The organism is Streptomyces sp. NPDC058683 (genome assembly GCF_042716195.1).
Lineage (GTDB): Bacteria > Actinomycetota > Actinomycetes > Streptomycetales > Streptomycetaceae > Streptomyces.
The window spans coordinates 348,656-367,030 of the sequence record NZ_JBHXSK010000001.1; the positions used below are offsets into that span (position 1 = coordinate 348,656).

Consider the following 18,375-nt stretch of genomic DNA (forward strand, 5'->3'; position numbering starts at 1 on the left):
CTGGGGGTCAGCGGCGGGTTGTCTCCCAGCCTCGGCGTTCCGGGCGGGGGCCCAGTTGGTGGGGGTCTCGGCTGCGGTAGATCACGTAGGGGCGGAAGAGGTACTGGAGAGGGGCGCTGAACATGTGGACCAGGCGGGTGTAGGGGACCAGGGCGATCAGGGCCATGCCGATGACCGCGTGGATCTGGTAGAGGAGCGGGACGTCCGCCATGAGCGCCGTCTTCGGCTGGAGGGTGAAGAGGCTGCGGGCCCAGGGGGCGATCGTCTCGCGGTAGTGGTAGCCGTCGCCGGAGGTGCGGCTGAGTTTGGCGGTCATGCCCATGAGGAGCGCGGCCGCCAGAAACAGGTACATCACCTTGTCGTTGGCCGTCGTGGCGCGGAAGACCGGTGCCCGGGTGCGGCGGCGGAAGACCAGCAAGGCCAGGCCGGCCACCGCGAGGACGCCCGCGAACGTGCCGCCGTACAGGGAGAACAGGTGGTACGTGTGCTCGCTCACGCCGATCGCGTGCGTCCAGGACATCGGGATGAACAGGCCGATGAGATGGCCGGCCAGGACGAACAGGATGCCGTAGTGGAAGACGGGCGAGGCGATGTTGAGGAGCTTCGACTCGTAGACCTGGGAGGAGCGGGTCGTCCAGCCGTACTTGTCGTAGCGGTACCGCCAGACCAGGCCGGCGACGAGCAGCGCGAACGCGACGTAGGGCAGGGCGCCCCACAGGAGGATGCTCATCGGCGGGCTCCGGTGCGTGCGGTCGGCAGGGCCGCACAGACCGCGTCCAGCACACACGCGTACGGAGTGCCGAAGTCGGCGAGCCTGCGCCGGAGTTCCGACAGGCAGTCACGGTGCTCGGTGAGCAGGTCCGTGTTTCCGGTGCGCGCCGTGAACTCCAGGACCGCGGGCAGGAAGTCCGGCAGTTCCTCGCCGGTGAACTCCATGCCGTACGCCTTGTAGACGTCCTTGAAGCGGACCAGGGACATGCCCCGGCGGCGGGTGTCGCCGTCGTGCCACCAGCTGAGATAGAGGCTGTGCCGGTTCTTGAAGTCGAAGACCTGCACATAGTGCGCGGCCAGCTCCTGCGGCGGGGTCACCGCCGCATGGTCGGTGAACTCCCGCAGTTGCGGGGCTGCTTCGCGCAGCAGCGGCAGCCGGGCGATGAAGTCGTCGTCCGGGTAGGTGAGGCAGAGCGCCGCCGCCTGGTAGAACACCGCGTCCGTGGACATCAGGCCTCCTTAGCCTCGTCCGGGGTGTCGGCGGTCTGCCGTCTGCGCAGCAGGTGGAAGTTCTCCACCGACACCAGGGGGAGCAGTTTCCGGCCCGAGTCCTGGCCGAAGGGTCCGTCGCCGCCCATGCCCGGGCCGCCGTCGTAGTCGAGGCTGCACCCGTCCGGGAGCGCGGACTCCTCCAGCCGGCGTGCGTCGCCGACCGCCGCGGTCGGGATCACATACCGGTCCTCGTACTTGGCGATCGCCAGCAGCCGGTACATCGTCTCGAGCTCCGCCGCGGTCATGCCCACCTCGGCGCAGATCCGCGCGTCCGGCTCCTCGCCGAGGTTGAGCGCCCGCATGTGGGAGCGCATGGCGGCCAGCTTCTCCAGGGACGCCCGCACCGGCGCGGTGTCGCCCGCCGTGAACAGCTCGGCCAGGTAGGCGAGCGGGATGCGCAGGGTGTCGATCGCGGCGAAGAGGTTCTGGGCGTCCTCGCCGTCGTGGCCCGTCTCGGACAGGGCCTCCACGACGGGGGACAGGGGCGGGATGTACCAGACCATCGGCATCGTGCGGTACTCCGGGTGCAGGGGCAGGGCCACCCGGTAGGTGTGGATCAGCCGGTACACGGGGGAGCGGCGGGCCGCCTCCAGCCAGTCGTACGGGATGCCCGCCTCCTCGCAGGCCTGCCGCACCGCCGGATCCTCCGGGTCCAGGAAGACGCCCAACTGGGCCTCGTACAGGGCCTTCTCGTCCTTGGTCTCGGCCGCCGCGGTCACCCGGTCGGCGTCGTAGAGGATCACCCCGAGATAGCGCAGCCGGCCCACGCAGGTCTCCGAGCAGACCGTCGGCAGCCCCACCTCCAGGCGCGGATAGCACATAGTGCACTTCTCGGCCTTGCCGGTGGCGTGGTTGAAGTAGACCTTCTTGTACGGGCATCCGGTCACGCACATCCGCCAGCCCCGGCACCGGTCCTGGTCGACGAGGACGATGCCGTCCTCGGCCCGCTTGTACATCGCCCCGGACGGGCAGGAGGCCACGCACGACGGATTGAGGCAGTGTTCGCAGATACGCGGCAGATAGAACATGAAGGTCTGCTCGAACTCGAACCGCACCTTGTCCGAGGCCTGTTGCCGGGTCCGCTCGACCATCGGGTCCAGGTCGCCGTAGGCGGGGGCGCCGGCCAGGTTGTCGTCCCAGTTCGACGACCACTCGATCTTCATCGGCTTGCCGTCGAGCTGGGAGACCGGGCGGGCGACCGGGTAGTCGTCGCCGAGCGGGGCGTCGGTGAGGTTCTTGTAGTCGTACGTCCAGGGCTCGTAGTAGTCCTTGATCTCCGGGAGCCTGGGGTTGGAGAAGATCCCGGCGAGCTTGTGCAGCCGGCCGCCCGCCTTGAGCTTCAGCGCGCCGCGCCGGTTCAGCTCCCAGCCGCCGCGCCAGGTCTCCTGGTCCTCGTAACGGCGTGGATAGCCCTGGCCGGGCCGGGTCTCGACGTTGTTGAACCAGACGTACTCCATGCCCCGCCGGTTGGTCCATGCCTGCTTGCAGGTGACCGAACAGGTGTGGCAGCCGATGCACTTGTCGAGGTTCATGACCATCGCGATCTGGGCCATGGGACGCATCAGTATTCGACCTCCTGGCCGCGGCGGCGGATCACCGTCACCTCGTCGCGCTGGTTGCCCGTCGGACCCAGGTAGTTGAAGGCCCAGGAGAGCTGCGCGTATCCGCCGATCAGATGGGACGGCTTGAGGATCAGCCGGGTGAGCGTGTTGTGGGTGCCGCCGCGCATGCCGGTGGCCTCCGTCTTGGGGACGGCCACCGTGCGTTCCTGGGCGTGGTGCATGTAGACCGTGCCGGGCGGCATCCGGTGCGAGACGACCGCGCGGGCCACGACCACGCCGTTGCGGTTGACCGCCTCGATCCAGTCGTTGTCCGACACCCCGATCGCGTCCGCGTCCTGCGGGGACATCCAGATGTTCTGGCCGCCCCGGGAGAGCGCGAGCATGAACAGGTTGTCCTGGTACTCGGAGTGGATCGACCACTTGTTGTGCGGGGTGAGGTATCGGACCGTCACCTCCCGCTGTCCGTCCGGGCCGAGGCGCGGCTCGCCGAAGAGCCGGTTCATGTCCAGCGGCGGCCGGTAGACCGGGAGCGCCTCGCCCAGTTCGTGGATCCAGTCGTGGTCGAGGAAGAAGTGCTGGCGGCCGGTGAGCGTGTGCCAGGGCTTGAGGTGCTCGGTGTTGAGGGTGAACGCCGTGTAGCGGCGGCCGCCGGACTCGCTGCCCGACCACTCCGGAGAGGTGATCACCGGGACCGGCGCCGCCTGGGTGTCGGCGTAGGTGACCCGCTTGCCCTCGTGCTCGGCGGCGAGGTGGGCCATCTCCTGCCCGGTGCGCTGCTCCAGGGTGCGGAAGCCCTGGGTGGCGAGCCGCCCGTTGGTGGTGCCGGACAGCGCCAGGATGGTGTTCGCCGCCTTGACCGCGGTGTCGAGGGAGGGGCGGCCTTCGAAGCCGGTGCCGTTCAACTCCTTCAGATACGCGACCTCTTGGTCCGGTCTGAGGGCGATGCCCTTGGCGGGCAGACCCAGTTGCTCCACCAGGGGTCCGAGTGCCGCGAATCTTCCGCCGATCGCGGTGTAGTCCCGTTCGACCACGACCAGGTTCGGCATGGTCCGCCCGGGCACCGGCTCGCACTCCCCGCGCTTCCAGTCCCGCACCACCCCGCCGGGCTGGGCGATCTCGTCCGGGGTGTCGTGCTGGAGCGGCGCGGCCACCAGGTCCCTGCGTACCCCGAGATGGCGCACGGCCAGCTCGCTCAGCCGCTCGGCCAGTGCCTTGAAGGTGTCGAAGTCGGTGCGCGCCTGCCAGGGCGGGTCCACGGCCGGGGTGAACGAGTGCACATAGGGGTGCATGTCGGTGGACGACAGGTCGTGCTTCTCGTACCAGGTGGCGGCCGGCAGGACGACGTCCGACAGCAGGGTGGAGGAGGTCTGCCGGAAGTCCAGCGAGAGCAGCAGGTCCAGCTTGCCCTCGGGCGCCTCCTCCCGCCAGGTCACGTCCCGGGGCCGCTCGTCCGGGGCCGCCTCCTCGGCGCGCAGCGAGGAGTGGGTGCCCAGCAGGTGCTTGGTGAAGTACTCGGCGCCCTTCGCCGACGAGCCCAGCAGGTTGGCCCGCCACAGGGTCAGGACCCGCGGCCAGTTCTCCGGGGCGTCCGGGTCCTCGCACGCGAACTTCAGTGTCCCCGCGCGGAGTTCGTCCACCGCCTTGGCCACCGGGTCGCCGAACGCACCGCCCAGTTCGAGGGGGTTGCGGTCGAAGGTCGGGTACGACGGCATCCAGCCCGAACGGGCCGACAGCGCCAGGCAGTCGGCGCCCGTCATTCCGGCGAACCTGCCCTCACCGAGGGGCGAGGCCAGGACGTCGGCGCCGAAACGGTCGTAGCGCCACTGGTCGGTGTGGAGGAACCAGTAGGCCGTGCCGATCATCTGGCGCGGCGGCCGGGACCAGTCGCCCGCGGAGGCCAGAGTGGCCCAGCCGGTGACCGGGCGGCACTTCTCCTGGCCGACGTAGTGCGCCCAGCCGCCGCCGTTGCGGCCCTGGCAGCCGGTCAGCTGGAGCAGGGCCAGGAAGGTGCGGTAGATGGTCTCCGAGTGGAACCAGTGGTTGGTGCCCGCGCCCATCAGGATCATGCAGCGGCCCTTGGAACGCTCCGCGGTGCGCGCGAACTCCCGGGCGATCTTTATGCACTTGGCGGCCGGGACCGAGGTGTGCTGCTCCTGCCAGGCGGGGGTGCCCGGGGAGCGCGCGTCCTCGTAGCTCGCGGGCCAGCTCCCCGGCAGACCGTGCCGCCACACCCCGTACTGCGCCACCAGCAGGTCGAACACCGTCGTCACGAGTGGGCCGTCGGTCCCGCCCAGCCGCGTCGCCGGCACCCCGCGCCGCAGCACTTCCCCGCGGCCCTGTCCGTGCTCGCCGCCGTCCGTGTCGAAGCGCGGGAGCAGCACCTCGACCCCGCTCGCCACCTCACTGCCGTACAGGCTCAACACCGGCTCGATGTCCCCGAGTTCGAGGTTCCAGAGGCCCTTGCCGGTGTCGGTCCAGCGGAAGCCCAGGGAGCCGTTCGGGACGACCGCGCGGCCGGACGCCGCGTCCAGGACGACCGTCTTCCACTCGGCGCCCTCGCCCCGGTGCCCGATATCGGTGGCGCGCAGGAACTTGCCCGGCACGTACGCGCCGTCCCGTTCGGTGAGGGTGACCAGGAAGGGCAGGTCGGTGAACTTCTTTACGTAGTCCGCGAAGAACGGGGTCTCCCGGTCGACGAAGAACTCCTTCAGGACGACGTGGCCCATCGCCAGGGCCAGCGCGCCGTCGGTGCCGGGGTGCGGATGCAGCCACTCGTCGGCGAACTTGGCGTTGTCCGCGTAGTCGGGGGCGACGACCACCACCTTCTGGCCGCGGTAGCGGGCCTCCGCCATCCAGTGCGCGTCCGGGGTGCGGGTCACCGGGACGTTCGAGCCCCACATCATCAGATAGGCCGCGTCCCACCAGTCGCCCGACTCGGGGACGTCCGTCTGGTCGCCGAAGACCTGCGGCGAGGCCACCGGGAGGTCGGCGTACCAGTCGTAGAACGACAGCATCGGGGCGCCGATGAGGGAGTGGTAGCGGGCGCCGGCCGCGTGGGACACCATCGACATCGCCGGGACGGGGGAGAAGCCGGCGATCCGGTCCGGGCCGTAGGCCGCGATGGTGTGCACCTGGGCGGCGGCGACGATCTCCACCGCCTCGTCCCAAGTGGCCCGCACCAGACCGCCCTTGCCCCGCGCCCGCTGGTAACGGCGGCGCCGCTCGGGGTCGTTCTGGATGTCCGCCCAGGCGGCCACCGGATCCCGCAGCCGGCTCTTCGCCTCCCGGTACATCTCCAGCAGCACGCCCCGGACGTACGGGTACCGCACCCGGGTCGGCGAGTACGTGTACCAGGAGAACGCGGCACCGCGCGGGCAGCCGCGCGGCTCGTACTCGGGGCGGTCGGGGCCGACCGACGGGTAGTCCGTCTCCTGGGTCTCCCAGGTGATGATCCCGTCCTTGACGTACACCTTCCAGCGGCAGGAGCCGGTGCAGTTCACGCCGTGCGTGGAGTGCACGACCTTGTCGTGGCTCCAGCGGTCCCGGTAGAAGGCGTCCGCCTCCCGGCCGCCGGTCAGGGCCACACTGTGCAGATCGGGCGCGGGCGTGCCGGGGCGGAAGAACCGGGCGGCACCGAGCAGCGCCGCACCGGGCTCCCTGGGAGGTGTCTGCGTGTCGGTCACCTGCGCTCCCTTGCTCACCCGTCGCTTCGACGCTAGGGGCGGGCGCGGGAACGCACCTGTCCAGACGATCCGAACGGGTCACCCGGCCGAGCCGTACGACCGGGTCGTCGGTCCGGAGCGACCGAACGGCTCAGGCCTTGCGGGCCACCCCTCCGTACACCGGCACGATGCCCTCCTGCTGGAGGGCCACGTCCTCGGGGTCCGGGCGCCAGCCGGAGACCGGGATCACCCCGGGGCCGAGCAGTTCCAGTCCGTCGAAGAAGCGGTGGAAGCCGGTCAGCGGGCGCGGGTGGAAGGGCGTCCCGCTGCGCCGGAAGTGCGCGGCCGCCTGCGCCACGGCCTCGGGGCTCAGGTCCGGGGTGACCTGGGACAGGATCAGATGGCTGCCCGGGGCGAGCGCGTCGACGTACCTCTTCAGCAGGCCGTGGACGTCGTCGCCGTCCGGGTCGTCGTCGAGGTAGTGGGTCAGCGCCACCAGCGACAGGGCGATCGGCTCCGCGAAGTCCAGGGTGTCGGCGGCGCGGGCCAGCAGGGTGTCGGGGTCGCGGACGTCGGCGTGGACATAGGCGGTGCTGCCCTCGGGCGTGCCGCGCAGCAGGGCCTCCGCGTGCCGCAGCACGATCGGGTCGTTGTCCGCGTACACCACCCTCGACTCCGCCGCGACGCCCTGCGCCACCTGGTGCAGATTCGGTTCCGTGGGGATGCCCGTGCCGATGTCCAGGAACTGACGGGTCCCGGACTCGGCGACGACGCGCACCGCCCGCTGCATGAACCGGCGGTTGGCGCGCGCACCGCGCAGCACCGTGCCGTCCACGGCGAGGATCTTCCGGGCGAGCTCCTCGTCCACCGGGTAGTTGTCCTTGCCGCCCAGCCACCAGTCGTACACCCGCGCCGGATGCGGCCGGCTGGTGTCGACGGCGGTGGGTGCTGCGGGCTCGGATGCGGTCACGGTCGCTGCTCCTCAGAGGTTGTGACGGTACTCCCGCAGCAGTTCCTCGGTCCGCTGCGCCGAGGCGGCCCGGGCCGTCATGTGGTCCAGCACCTCCAGATGGGCGCCGACCTCGTCACGGGAGTCCAGATACAGGGCGCCGGTCAGATACTCGGTGAAGACCATGTCGGGCAGCTCGGGTTCGGCGAACCGGAACAGCGTGAACGGCGCGTACGTCCCCGGGTGGGGGCCGCTCGCGAACTCGGCGATCTGGAGCGTGATCCGGTCCCGTTCGACGAAGGCGAGAAGCTTGTCGACCTGGTCGCGCATCACCCCGCAGTCGGTGCTGACCGGGCGCCGCAGCACCGTCTCGTCCATGATCACCCACAGGTGGGGCGGATCGTCCTGCTCCAGCAGCCGCTGCCGGGTCAGGCGCAGCGACACATGCCGTTCCACGGCCGTGGGGTCGCTGTGGCCTATCGTCCCGGCCTCCAGCACGGCCCGCGCATACGCCTCGGTCTGCAACAGGCCGGGCAGGAAGTGCGGTTCGTAGGAGCGGATGACCCGGGCCGCGCCCTCCAGGCTCACGTACAGGCTGAACCAGTCCGGCAGCACGTCGTGGAACCGCTGCCACCAGCCCGGCTGGTTGGCCTCCTCGGCCAGCCGCACGAACGCGGCGTGCTCCTCCTCGGGCACCCCGTACGTCTCCAGCAGCACCTGGACGTACGGGATCTTCAGCGCGACCTCGGCCATCTCCATCCGCCGTACGGTCGCCTGGGCCACCCGCAACACCCGCGCCGCCTCGTCCCGGCCGAGGCCCGAGGCCTCCCGCAGTTCCTGCAACCGCTTGCCGAGCACGACCTGCCCTACGGTGGGCGCAGCACGCCGCTCACTCACGCCACGCCTCCCCTACGTGCACAAGTACGGGGAGCAGTGTGCCACGCGATGCTGCCTCGCACACCTGGTCGAGACAACCTCTTGGGTCAACTTGCCAGTGAGTGCAGGTACTTGCTCGTCGCCGGATCCGCGGGCAAGAACGTCTCGATGGCCAGCTCGGCGACCGTCACGTCCATCGGGGTGTTGAACGTCGAGATCGACGACACGAACGACAGCACCCGCCCCTGGTGCTCGATCCGCATCGGCAGCGCGAACCAGGCGACGGGCTCGGCGGGTCGGACGTCGTCCACGCCCGCCGGGGCCGGATAGCCGGCGACCTCCTCGTACAACTCCCGCAGCGCGTCCGAGCGGTGCAGCGCGATCTGCCGTTGCATCTGCTCCAGCAGGTGCCCGCGCCACTCGCGCAGGTTGCGGATGCGCGGTGCCAGGCCCTCCGGATGCAGGGTCAGCCGCATCGCGTTCGGCGCGGGCGCGAGCAGCGACTCCGGTACGCCCTCCAGCAGCATCGCGATGCCCCGGTTGGCGGCGACCACGGTGTACGTGGCGTCCACGACCAGCGCCGGATACGGCTCGTAGCCCTGGATCAGCCGCTCCATGCCGTCGCGCAGCGCGTCCAGCGCCGGGTCGTCCAGCGGGGTCTCCGGGTAGTGCGGGGCGTAACCGGCCGCCAGCAGCAGCGCGTTGCGCTCCCGCACCGGCACGTCCAGGTGCTCGGCCAGCCGCAGCACCATCTCCTCGCTGGGCCGCGAGCGGCCGGTCTCGACGAAGCTGATGTGCCGGGCCGAGGAGTCGGCGCGCAGGGCCAGCTCCAGCTGGCTGACCCGCTGCCGCTCCCGCCAGGCGCGCAGCAGCGGGCCGACACCCTTGCCGTCGGGGGCGGGCGGGGAGGCGGCGGGGCCGGGGGCGACAGCGGTCATGCGGACGACGGTAGTCGAGGAGGGGGCCGCCCTCCGGGCCGAGAGGGCGGCTCCCGTCGAGGGCGCGGGCCGCGCGGCGACGCGCACCGCCGTGCGTCCGCGCCCGCAAGGCCCGGTCGTGGCAGGCTGAACCCACGTACGCCCCCGGGCATCTCAGGGAAGGAAGCCGCACCATGGCCGTCGAACCGCTGGCGCAGCAGGAGATCGAGGACCGGCTGGCCGAGCTGCCGGGCTGGTCGGTGGACGGCGACCGGCTCGTCCGCGTCTACCGTCTCGACTCGCACTTCGCCGCCGCCGCACTCGTCGTGCACATCGCCCGGATCCAGGACGAGCTCGACCACCACTCCGACCTCACCCTCGGCTACCACACGGTCACCCTCGCCGTGAACACCCACAGCGTGGGCGGCGCCGTCACCGGCCTGGACTTCGAACTCGCCCGCAGAGTGGAGGACATCACCCCAGGTCACGGCGCACACTGAGCCATGTGCTCGACACCGACCCGCGGCCCGGCCGGTTCACGGTGCTACGGCCGTCGAACCCGGCGGACGGCTGAAGTCCATCGTCCAGTTGGTCACCCAGGTCTCCCCGCCGTCCACCGAGAACGCCTGCTCCCAGCGCGCGCCGGCGGGAGAGACCCCCGACCACACGAACCGGACCCGCACGTCCTTGCCGTCGTACGTGTCGTCGCCGTAGAACTCCCCGCGGTTCCCGTCGAACCGCCCGACGACCGGCGGGAAGAGCGTCCCGCTCCGGCTCGCCGCCCAGTTCAGTGACCACTGGCCGGTCTCCCGGTCGAAGAGCCGCAGGGTGGCGCCCTTCGCCCGCAGATGCGGCATGTCGATCTCGTCGACGTTCGCGGCGCCGTCGAACAGCGGCCAGCAGCGGTTGGTGGCGGGGAACTCCTCCCAGGCGCTGTCCGGGTCGAGGAAGTCGGTACGGCGTCGGTTGCGGACCTGCCACTCGCCGTGGAAGAAGTCGAAGTCGTGCGAGCTGCTCATGCGCGGTCTCCTGTGGTTCCCTCGGGCAGCGAGTCGGCCAAGTAGGCGGCCAGGTCGGGGAGTTCGGGCGCGAGGAGGTGCCGTACCCAGGCGTCCCGTTCGTGCTGGATCGGCGGCAGTTCCCAGACGCAGCCGATCCACGGCAGATCGGGCTTGATGAAGTGGGCCGGGTCCTCGTCCGGACAGCCGAGCACCGGCTGGCCCGCCGAGGCGCCCCGGAAGTGCAGCACGTTGTCCCACACCCAGCTGTACGCGTTGAGGTAGGCGCCGGTGTCGCCGCCCTTGTGCAGGACCACGAAGGTCGCGGGCGGGGTGCCGTCCGGCTCGGGCAGCAGCTCGGGCAGGATCTCGTACGCCGCCTTCTCGATGGCGGGCGCGATGCCGGTGGGGTCGGCGGTCACGTGGTAGCGCTTGACGTGCCGGCCGGCGACCTCGATCGGTGGCGGCACGGTCAGCAGTTTCTCCCTGAAGCTCATGGCCGGTGACGCTAGGCCCGCTCCACTGACATCTGCTGTCAGTGGAGACTGGGATTCTGGGGTGGTGAAGTCCAGCCGACTCGTCTCGATCCTGCTCCTGCTCCAGACCCGGGGCCGGATGACCGCCGCCCAGCTCGCCGCTGAGCTGGAGGTGTCCGTCCGCACGGTCTACCGGGACGTCGAGGCCCTCTCCGTGGCCGGCGTCCCGCTGTACGGCGACGCGGGCCACGCCGGCGGCTACCGCCTCCTAGACGGCTGGCGCACCCGCCTCACCGGCCTCACCACGGGGGAGGCCGAGGCCCTCTTCCTGGCCGGTGCCCCCGGTCCCGCCGCCGACCTCGGCCTGGGCCCGGTCCTGGCCGCCGCCCAGCTCAAGGTGCGCGCCGCCCTCCCGCCGGACCTGCGCGCCCACGCCGACCGGATCAGCGGCCGCTTCCACCTCGACGCTCCCGGCTGGTACACGGACGCCGTCGAGGCCCCGTACCTTCCCGCGGTGGCCGAAGCCGTCTGGAGCGGCCGAGCCCTGGACGTCCGGTACCGGCGCTGGCGCGAACCCACCGATGTACGGCGGCGCCTGGAGCCGTACGGACTGGTCCTGAAGGCGGGCCGCTGGTATGTCGTGGCGGCCCCGGGCCCGCGCACCTACCGTGTCGACCAGATCCTCGAACTGACCCTCCTGGAGGAGGAGTTCGACCGCCCGCCGGACTTCGACCTGGCCGCCCACTGGACCGCCTACCAACGCGACTTCCACGCCCGGTTGTACGGCGGCGGGGGCGAGGCCCTGGTCCGGCTGGCGCCCGGAGCGACGCTCCCCAGAGGAGCGAAGGCCGACGCCGCGCAGGACGCCGACGCCTGGACCGTGGCCCGGGTCCCCATCGAGTCGGTCGACCACGCCGTTGCCGAATTCCTGCGCCTGGGCGCGGACATCGAGGTCCTGGACCCGCCCGAGCTGCGTGAACGCATCGCCCGTACGGTCGCCGAACTGGCCGAAAGATACGGCAACTCCGGGACGGACGGCGCCGACTGACGGAGGACCCCGTCCGTCTCCCGGAAGGCATGTCCCGTGCAGCACCCGCATCGCAGCCGCCGCTCCGCCGTCCTGGCAGCGCTCACCACCACGGCCGCCCTGGTCGGCGCCGGCCTGACCGCCCTCTCCGCGGGCAGCGCCCAGGCGGCCACCGCCCGCCAGGCCGAGGCCCTCGACCGGGGCGTGGTCAGCGTCCACACCGACGCCGGCAACCTGGTCAGCTGGCGCTGGCTGGGCACCGACCCCGACAACGTCTCCTTCAACCTCTACCGCGCCGGTACGAAGGTCAACTCCACCCCCGTCACCGGCTCCACGAACTACTTCCACGCCGGTGCCCCGGCCCAGGCCGACTACACGGTCCGCGCGATCGTGAACGGTGTCGAACAGGCCGACTCGGTCCACGCGATCCAGTTCCGCACCGGCTACAAGGACGTCCCGATCACCCCGCCCGCGGGCGGCACCACCCCCGACGGGGTGTCCTACACCTACGAGGCGAACGACGCCTCCGTCGGCGACCTCGACGGCGACGGCCAACTGGACTTCGTCCTCAAATGGCAGCCGACCAACGCCAAGGACAACTCCCAGTCCGGCTACACCGGCGACACGATCCTCGACGGCATCAAGCTCGACGGCACCCGCCTGTGGCGCATCGACCTCGGCCGCAACATCCGCTCCGGCGCCCACTACACCCAGTTCCAGGTCTACGACTACGACGGCGACGGCAAGGCCGAGGTCGCCATGAAGACGGCGGACGGCACGGTCGACGGCACCGGCACCGTGATCGGCAGCGCGTCCGCCGACTACCGCAACTCCAGCGGATACGTCCTCTCCGGACCCGAGTACCTGACCATGTTCAACGGGCAGACCGGCAAGGCGATGGGCACGGTGGACTACGTCCCGGCCCGCGGCACGGTGTCGTCATGGGGCGACTCCTACGGCAACCGCGTCGACCGCTTCCTCGCCGGCACCGCCTACCTGGACGGCTCCCGCCCCTCCCTGATCGAGGCCCGCGGCTACTACACCCGCACGGTCATCGCCGCCTGGGACTGGCGCAACGGCGCCTTCACCCGCCGCTGGACCTTCGACACCAACTCCTCCACCAACACCGGCAAGGGCTACGACGCCCAGGGCAACCACCAGTTGTCCGTCGCGGACGTCGACGGGGACGGCAGGGACGAGATCGTCTACGGCTCGATGGCCGTCGACGACAACGGCAACGGCCTGTGGACGACGAAGAACGGCCACGGCGACGCCATGCACGTCGGCGACCTCGACCCGTCCCGCCCCGGCCTGGAGGAGTTCAAGGTCGACGAGGACAGCTCCAAGCCCTCCTCCTGGATGGCGGACGCCAGGACCGGCGAGATCATCTGGTCCACGCCCGCCAACGGCGACAACGGCCGGGGTGTCTCCGGCGACATCTGGGCGGGCAGCGCGGGCGCCGAGTCCTGGTCGTCACGCGCGGACGGGGTGCGCGACCCGAAGGGCACGGTGGTCGCGAGCCGCAAGCCCTCCAGCATCAACTTCCTCTCCTGGTGGGACGGCGACCCGGTCCGCGAACTCCTGGACGACACCCACATAGACAAGTACGGCACGGCATCCGACACCCGTCTCCTGACCGGCGCCGGCGTCCACTCCGACAACAGCACCAAGGCGACCCCGGCCCTCTCCGGAGACATCCTCGGCGACTGGCGCGAGGAGGCCGTCTGGCCGACGACGGACAACACGGCCCTGCGCGTCTACTCCACGCCGTACGAGACCAGTACGAAGATCACCACGCTCCTCCACGACACCCAGTACCGCACGGCCCTGGCCTGGCAGAACACCGCCTACAACCAACCCCCGCACCCGAGCTTCTTCATCGGCGACGGGATGGGCACGGCACCTCGTCCGACGGTCTACACACCCTGAGCGGCAGCGGGCGCGTGCCGGAGACGGCACGCGCCCGCGCTCGATGACGTGCGCGTCGCCGCGTGGCACCGGTTGCGGTCGGTCACTCGGCGCGCGCTCCGTCGCGTGCACGGAACGGAATGCTTGACTTACCCGAGGAATTGGACATTCAGTAACCACTCCACATCAAGGTGCGAAATCGTGCAGACGATCATGACCGAACCCCCGAACCTCCGATCCGACGCGTTCGAGGCGTTGATCCGTGGCATCGTCGGGCCGCTCGCCGACGAGGTGGACCGGGCCGGCCGCTTCCCGCGGGAGGGGATCCGGGCGCTGGGCGAGGCCGGGCTGCTGGGGTTGCTCAGCGCGCGGGAGAACGGTGGAGCGGGCGCGGGACTGCGTGAGGCCGCCCAGGTGATCGAAGGGCTCGCGGGTGCGTGCGGGTCGACGGCCATGGTGCTGCTCATGCACTACTCGGCGGTCACCGCCCTCGACCGGCACGCACCCGAGGACGTCCGGCGCGAGATCGCCGCCGGCCGCCATCTGACCACCCTGGCGTTCTCCGAGCGCGGCTCCCGCAGCCACTTCTGGGCCCCGGTGAGCACCGCCGAGCCCCAGGGCGCCGACGCGGTGCGCCTGGACGCGCAGAAGTCCTGGGTCACCGCGGCCGGCGAGGCCGACAGCTACGTCTGGTCCAGCAGGCCGCTGCGGGCGGACGGCCCGATGTCGCTGTGGCTGGTGCCCGCCGGCAGCGCCGGACTCGAAGTACACGGCGACTACGACGGGTTCGGGCTGCGCGGCAACGCGTCCAGCCCCGTGTCGGCGACGGCCGTCGCCGTGCCCCGGTCCGCGCTGCTCGGTGCCGACGGGGAAGGACTGAGCACCGCTCTCGAAGTGGTGCTGCCGTGCTTCCTCGTGCTGAGCGCGGCCTTCTCGCTCGGCGTGACCGAAGCACTGCTCGGCCTCACTGCCGCGCACCTTCGCAACACCCGCCTGGCGCACCTGGACCAGACACTGGCCCAGCAGCCGATGACCCGCAACCAGTTCGCGGGGCTGCGACTGCGTGCCGACGCGCTGCGCGCCCTGCTGGAGGAGACGCTCACCGCGACGGAGACCGGACGCCCCGAGGCGACGCTGCGGGTCCTGCAGATCAAGGCCCTCGCCGCGGAGACCGCCGCCGAGGTGGCGGACGGCGCGATGCGCCTGTGCGGCGGCGCCGCCTTCCGCCGTGAGACGGGTGTGGAGCGACGGTTCCGGGACGCCCTCGCGGCCCGGGTGATGGCACCCACCACCGAGGCGCTGCACGACTTCTGCGGCCGTGTGGAACTGGGCCTCCCGCTCTTCGAGGAGGCCTGATGCCAGAGCTGGTCCTCGGTGCCGTCGCCTACGATCCGAAGGTCGTCACCCTCTGGTCCGGCTTCCGGTCCTGGCTCCTCGCGCAGGGTCTGCCCTTCGACTTCGTGCTCTACGCCCACTACGAGCGGCAGGCACAGGACCTGGTCGACGGGCGGATCGACGCGGCCTGGCACTCGCCGCTGGCCTGGCTGCGCACCCGCCGGCTGGCCGCCGCCGCGGGTGCGGAGGTGGCGCCGCTCGTGATGCGGGACACCGACCGCGACCTGACCTCCGTGGTGGTGGTCCGGGCGGACGGCGAGATCCGCTCGACGGCCGATCTGAAAGGCCGGACGGTAGCCGTCGGCGCGGTCGACTCGCCCCAGTCGACCCTGATCCCCCTGCAGCACCTGGCCGATCTCGGCCTGGTCGCGGGCACCGACTTCGAGGTGCGCCGCCATGACACCGGGGTCGGCCTGCACGGCGACCACATCGGCGGCGAACGGGACGCGGCCCGCGCGCTGATGGCCGGGGAGGCGGACGCCGCCTGCATGATCGACGCCGGCCACCTGCTGTTCGGGCAGGAGGGCACCCTGCCGCCCGGCGGCACCCGGCTGCTGTCGCGCACCGAGCCCTACGACCACTGCGTGCTGGCGGCCGGACCGTCCCTGGACAAGGAACTCGGCGACCGGTTCTCGGCGCTGCTGCTCTCCATGTCGTACAGCGATCCCGAGGTGCGCCGACTCCTGGACCTGGAAGGGCTCACCCGGTGGCTGCCCGGCCGGGAGACCGGCTTCGGGCAGCTGACCGCGGCCGTCGACGCCACCGGCTTCTACGACGCGGCCGGCCGGATCACCGCGGCCGGCTACCGGCCGTGACAACCGCCGGCGCGGTCTCGGCCGACCTCGGCACGCTCGGCTTCGAGCAGGGCGCGCGGCTGCTGCTGAGCCGCGCCCTGCGGCAGGCACCGCCCGGCACACGGGTCGACGTGCTCGGGACGGACCCGGCGCTGCTGCCCCATCTGGCCGTCTGGTGCCGCCACGAGGGGCACGAGCTGGAGGCCGCGGAGCCGCGGGCAGCGCCGGTGGTAGCGCGGGTGCGGGCGGGGCCTGTCGCGGGCGCCCGCCTGCACGGGGCGGAACGCGCCGGCGGCGTGTCGGCGGGCGGGGTCGCGGACCGGGCGCCCCTGCACTGGGGACTCGCCGCGCGCGGAGCGCTGGTGGAGGCGGGCGGACCGGACGTGCCCTTCGCCGTCGTCGACAGGGACGTCGCGTGGACCGACCTCGCGCCCCGTCTGTACCGGCAGGCGGTCACCTCGCAGTGGGACCCCTACCGCGCGGTGGAGTGGGACGAGGACTTCACCCTGCCCGACGAGATCGAGACCGCCGTCGTCCAGGTGATGACCTACCTGGTGGAGAACGAGCAGGCCGCCCTGGTGATCCCCGGGCGGCTGCTGGTCCAGGTCCATCCGCACTTCCGCGAGGTGCTCCAACTGCTCGCGGTACAGGCCGCCGACGAGGCCAGGCACGTGGAGGTCTTCACCCGGCGGGCGCTGCTGCGCGGCGGCGAGATGGGCACCTCCTCGGCGGGCGGCCGGGCCTCCCTGGCGACCCTGCTGACCGAACCGGACTTCTCCATCGCGTCCTTCCTGCTGTCCGTGCTCGGGGAGGGCAGCTTCCTCAACCTCCTGTCCTTCCTGGAGCGGCACGCCCCCGACCCGGTCACCCGCCGCATCAGCCGTCTGGTCCGCCAGGACGAGGCACGGCACGTGGCGTTCGGCGTCGGGCATCTGGAGCACCGGGCCACGGTCGACCCGCTGCTGCACGGCCGGCTGCGTGCCGCGGTGGAGCGGCGGCACGACGCGCTGACCGGCACCGCGGGACTCAACCAGGACGTCTTCGACTCCCTGGTGCTGCTCGCCGCGGGCTCCTGGGCGCCGCGGGACATCGCCCGCGGCTGGCAGGCGGTGCGGCAACTCCAGAAGGAGATGGACGAAGGACGCCGCCACCGCCTGGCCCGCCTGGGATTCCCCGACGACGAGGCGGCGGCCCTGTCGGCACTGCACACCCGCAACTTCATGTGACATCCACGGGCGTCACAGCCGCAGGCCGCACCCAGGAACCCGGCTCCGCGAACCCGGCTCCGCGAACCCGGCTCCGTCCGCGAACGAACGAATGCGCAGGGACCATGACGAACACGCCGGAGCCCCCCGGCCAGGACGACGCTCCGATCTACCTGGACCACAACGCCACCACCCCCGTCGATCCCCGGGTGGTGGAGGCGATGCTGCCCTTCCTGGCCGACGGCTTCGGCAACCCGTCCAGCGCACACGCCTATGGGCGGGCGCCGCGCACCGCGCTGGCCCGGGCCCGACGGCAGATCGGCGCACTCGTCGGAGCCGAGCCGCGGGAGATCGTGCTCACCGGCTCCGGATCCGAGGCGAACAACCTCGCGCTGCGCGGCGCCGTCCTCGCCTCCGCCGCCGGCAGACGGCGAGTGATCACGCAGGTCACCGAGCACCCGGCCGTGCTGGAGACCTGCCGTGCCCTGCACCGGCTGCACGGCGTGGACGTGACGTACCTGCCCGTCGACGGGCAGGGCCTGGTCGATCCCGCCGACCTGGCCGCGACGCTGGACGAGCGCACCGCGGTGGTCTCCGTCATGGCCGCCAACAACGAGACCGGCGCCCTGCAGCCGGTCGCCGAACTGGCCCGGCTCGCCCACGACCACGGCGCGCTGTTCCACTGCGACGCCGCCCAGGCCGCCGGCAAGATCCCGGTGGACGTACGCACGCTCGGCGCCGACCTGCTGACCGTCGTGGGCCACAAGATGTACGCCCCGAAGGGCGTCGCCGCGCTGCGCGTACGGGCCGGCGTCCGCCTCGAACCCCTGGTCCACGGCGGCGGCCAGGAGGGCGGGCTCCGCGCCGGTACCGAGAACGTCGCCCTCGCCGTGGCGCTGGGCACCGCCGCCGAACTCGCCGCCACCGAACTCGCCGAGGGCGGTGCCCGGCGCGTCGAGGCACTGCGCGACCGCCTGCACCGCTGGCTCACCGCCGCGCTCCCCGGCCGGGTGCGCCTGAACGGCAGCGCCCGTCGCCTGCCCGGCACCCTGAACGTCAGCGTCGACGGCACCACGGGCCACGAACTCCTGGCCGCCGTGCCGCACCTCGCCGCCTCCACCGGCTCGGCGTGCCACAGCGGGACGCACACGCCGTCGCCGGTACTGCGCGCGATGGGCCTGGACGACACCCGGGCGCTGGCCGCCGTGCGGCTGTCCCTGGGCCGCTGGACGACACCGGCGGACGTGGACCGGGCGGCCGGGATGCTGGCCGACGCCGCACGCTCGCTCACCACCGCGGGCCGGGCCGGGCCCCGGTCCGCGGTGCCCTGAACTTGCCGCGGC

At 71.8% G+C, this 18,375-nt stretch carries 16 protein-coding genes; 7 read left to right on the top strand and 9 right to left on the bottom strand.

The window, feature by feature from the left end; genetic code table 11:
- Positions 1–7: 7 nt before the first annotated feature.
- The 7 genes from narI to ACFWXC_RS01725 form a co-directional block, all read right to left on the bottom strand.
- Entirely contained in the window at positions 8–730 is a 723-nt protein-coding gene (narI, locus tag ACFWXC_RS01695) for a respiratory nitrate reductase subunit gamma (protein WP_384471322.1), read from the bottom strand.
- Positions 727–1,221 carry a nitrate reductase molybdenum cofactor assembly chaperone gene (narJ, locus tag ACFWXC_RS01700; RefSeq protein WP_384471325.1) on the bottom strand — a complete coding sequence of 165 codons (495 nt, stop codon included), beginning with the start codon at positions 1,219–1,221 and terminating at the stop codon, positions 727–729. The genes narI and narJ overlap by 4 nt, the downstream gene beginning before the upstream one ends.
- Complete coding sequence (narH, locus tag ACFWXC_RS01705; protein WP_384471328.1) at positions 1,221–2,825, bottom strand: nitrate reductase subunit beta; 1,605 nt, start codon at positions 2,823–2,825, stop codon at positions 1,221–1,223. Before narH ends, narJ begins: the two co-directional genes overlap by 1 nt.
- The gene (locus ACFWXC_RS01710; protein ID WP_384471331.1) at positions 2,825–6,508 is read right to left on the bottom strand and encodes a nitrate reductase subunit alpha; all 3,684 of its coding nucleotides are present in this window, start codon (positions 6,506–6,508) and stop codon (positions 2,825–2,827) included. The genes narH and ACFWXC_RS01710 overlap by 1 nt, the downstream gene beginning before the upstream one ends.
- A 130-nt stretch (positions 6,509–6,638) precedes the next feature.
- Positions 6,639–7,457, bottom strand: a complete 819-nt coding sequence (locus ACFWXC_RS01715) for an SAM-dependent methyltransferase (protein WP_384471334.1) — start codon at positions 7,455–7,457, stop codon at positions 6,639–6,641.
- Positions 7,458–7,469: 12 nt separating this feature from the next.
- Positions 7,470–8,333 carry a helix-turn-helix domain-containing protein gene (locus ACFWXC_RS01720; protein ID WP_384471337.1) on the bottom strand — a complete coding sequence of 288 codons (864 nt, stop codon included), beginning with the start codon at positions 8,331–8,333 and terminating at the stop codon, positions 7,470–7,472.
- A gap of 86 nt (positions 8,334–8,419) precedes the next feature.
- Complete coding sequence (locus tag ACFWXC_RS01725) at positions 8,420–9,250, bottom strand: helix-turn-helix domain-containing protein (RefSeq protein ID WP_384471340.1); 831 nt, start codon at positions 9,248–9,250, stop codon at positions 8,420–8,422.
- A gap of 173 nt (positions 9,251–9,423) precedes the next feature.
- Here ACFWXC_RS01725 and ACFWXC_RS01730 point away from each other — a divergent pair, with 173 nt between their 5' ends.
- Positions 9,424–9,729 carry a 4a-hydroxytetrahydrobiopterin dehydratase gene (locus ACFWXC_RS01730; protein WP_384471343.1) on the top strand — a complete coding sequence of 102 codons (306 nt, stop codon included), beginning with the start codon at positions 9,424–9,426 and terminating at the stop codon, positions 9,727–9,729.
- A 36-nt stretch (positions 9,730–9,765) separates the two neighbouring features.
- Here ACFWXC_RS01730 and ACFWXC_RS01735 read toward each other — a convergent pair whose 3' ends face one another.
- The gene (locus ACFWXC_RS01735; RefSeq protein WP_384471346.1) at positions 9,766–10,248 is read right to left on the bottom strand and encodes a hypothetical protein; all 483 of its coding nucleotides are present in this window, start codon (positions 10,246–10,248) and stop codon (positions 9,766–9,768) included.
- Positions 10,245–10,724: a hypothetical protein gene (locus tag ACFWXC_RS01740; RefSeq protein ID WP_384471349.1), complete on the bottom strand. Its 480-nt coding sequence runs from the start codon at positions 10,722–10,724 to the stop codon at positions 10,245–10,247. Before ACFWXC_RS01740 ends, ACFWXC_RS01735 begins: the two co-directional genes overlap by 4 nt.
- A gap of 64 nt (positions 10,725–10,788) precedes the next feature.
- Here ACFWXC_RS01740 and ACFWXC_RS01745 point away from each other — a divergent pair, with 64 nt between their 5' ends.
- The 6 genes from ACFWXC_RS01745 to ACFWXC_RS01770 all read left to right on the top strand — a co-directional run bounded on the left by ACFWXC_RS01745 (position 10,789) and on the right by ACFWXC_RS01770 (position 18,363).
- A complete protein-coding gene (locus tag ACFWXC_RS01745) occupies positions 10,789–11,751 on the top strand; it encodes a helix-turn-helix transcriptional regulator (RefSeq protein WP_384471352.1) in 963 nt (320 codons plus the stop codon).
- Positions 11,752–11,787: 36 nt separating this feature from the next.
- Entirely contained in the window at positions 11,788–13,659 is a 1,872-nt protein-coding gene (locus tag ACFWXC_RS01750) for a rhamnogalacturonan lyase (protein ID WP_384471355.1), read from the top strand.
- Positions 13,660–13,839: 180 nt separating this feature from the next.
- Positions 13,840–14,994 (top strand): acyl-CoA dehydrogenase family protein, encoded by a 1,155-nt coding sequence (locus ACFWXC_RS01755; protein ID WP_384471358.1) that lies wholly within the window; start codon positions 13,840–13,842, stop codon positions 14,992–14,994.
- Complete coding sequence (locus ACFWXC_RS01760; RefSeq protein ID WP_384471361.1) at positions 14,994–15,848, top strand: phosphate/phosphite/phosphonate ABC transporter substrate-binding protein; 855 nt, start codon at positions 14,994–14,996, stop codon at positions 15,846–15,848. Before ACFWXC_RS01755 ends, ACFWXC_RS01760 begins: the two co-directional genes overlap by 1 nt.
- A complete protein-coding gene (locus ACFWXC_RS01765; protein WP_384471364.1) occupies positions 15,845–17,053 on the top strand; it encodes a ferritin-like domain-containing protein in 1,209 nt (402 codons plus the stop codon). The genes ACFWXC_RS01760 and ACFWXC_RS01765 overlap by 4 nt, the downstream gene beginning before the upstream one ends.
- Positions 17,054–17,157: 104 nt before the next feature.
- Positions 17,158–18,363 (top strand): cysteine desulfurase family protein, encoded by a 1,206-nt coding sequence (locus ACFWXC_RS01770; protein ID WP_384471367.1) that lies wholly within the window; start codon positions 17,158–17,160, stop codon positions 18,361–18,363.
- The last annotated feature ends 12 nt before the right edge of the window (positions 18,364–18,375 follow it).

What these genes read in the sequence shown, in the direction of transcription:
- narI (WP_384471322.1), bottom strand. Translation starts at nt 730, where the DNA reads ATGAGCATCCTCCTGTGGGGCGCCCTGCCCTACGTCGCGTTCGCGCTG.
- narJ (WP_384471325.1), bottom strand. Translation starts at nt 1,221, where the DNA reads ATGTCCACGGACGCGGTGTTCTACCAGGCGGCGGCGCTCTGCCTCACC.
- narH (WP_384471328.1), bottom strand. Translation starts at nt 2,825, where the DNA reads ATGCGTCCCATGGCCCAGATCGCGATGGTCATGAACCTCGACAAGTGC.
- ACFWXC_RS01725 (WP_384471340.1), bottom strand. Translation starts at nt 9,250, where the DNA reads ATGACCGCTGTCGCCCCCGGCCCCGCCGCCTCCCCGCCCGCCCCCGAC.
- ACFWXC_RS01730 (WP_384471343.1), top strand. Translation starts at nt 9,424, where the DNA reads ATGGCCGTCGAACCGCTGGCGCAGCAGGAGATCGAGGACCGGCTGGCC.
- ACFWXC_RS01735 (WP_384471346.1), bottom strand. Translation starts at nt 10,248, where the DNA reads ATGAGCAGCTCGCACGACTTCGACTTCTTCCACGGCGAGTGGCAGGTC.
- ACFWXC_RS01740 (WP_384471349.1), bottom strand. Translation starts at nt 10,724, where the DNA reads ATGAGCTTCAGGGAGAAACTGCTGACCGTGCCGCCACCGATCGAGGTC.
- ACFWXC_RS01760 (WP_384471361.1), top strand. Translation starts at nt 14,994, where the DNA reads ATGCCAGAGCTGGTCCTCGGTGCCGTCGCCTACGATCCGAAGGTCGTC.
- ACFWXC_RS01770 (WP_384471367.1), top strand. Translation starts at nt 17,158, where the DNA reads ATGACGAACACGCCGGAGCCCCCCGGCCAGGACGACGCTCCGATCTAC.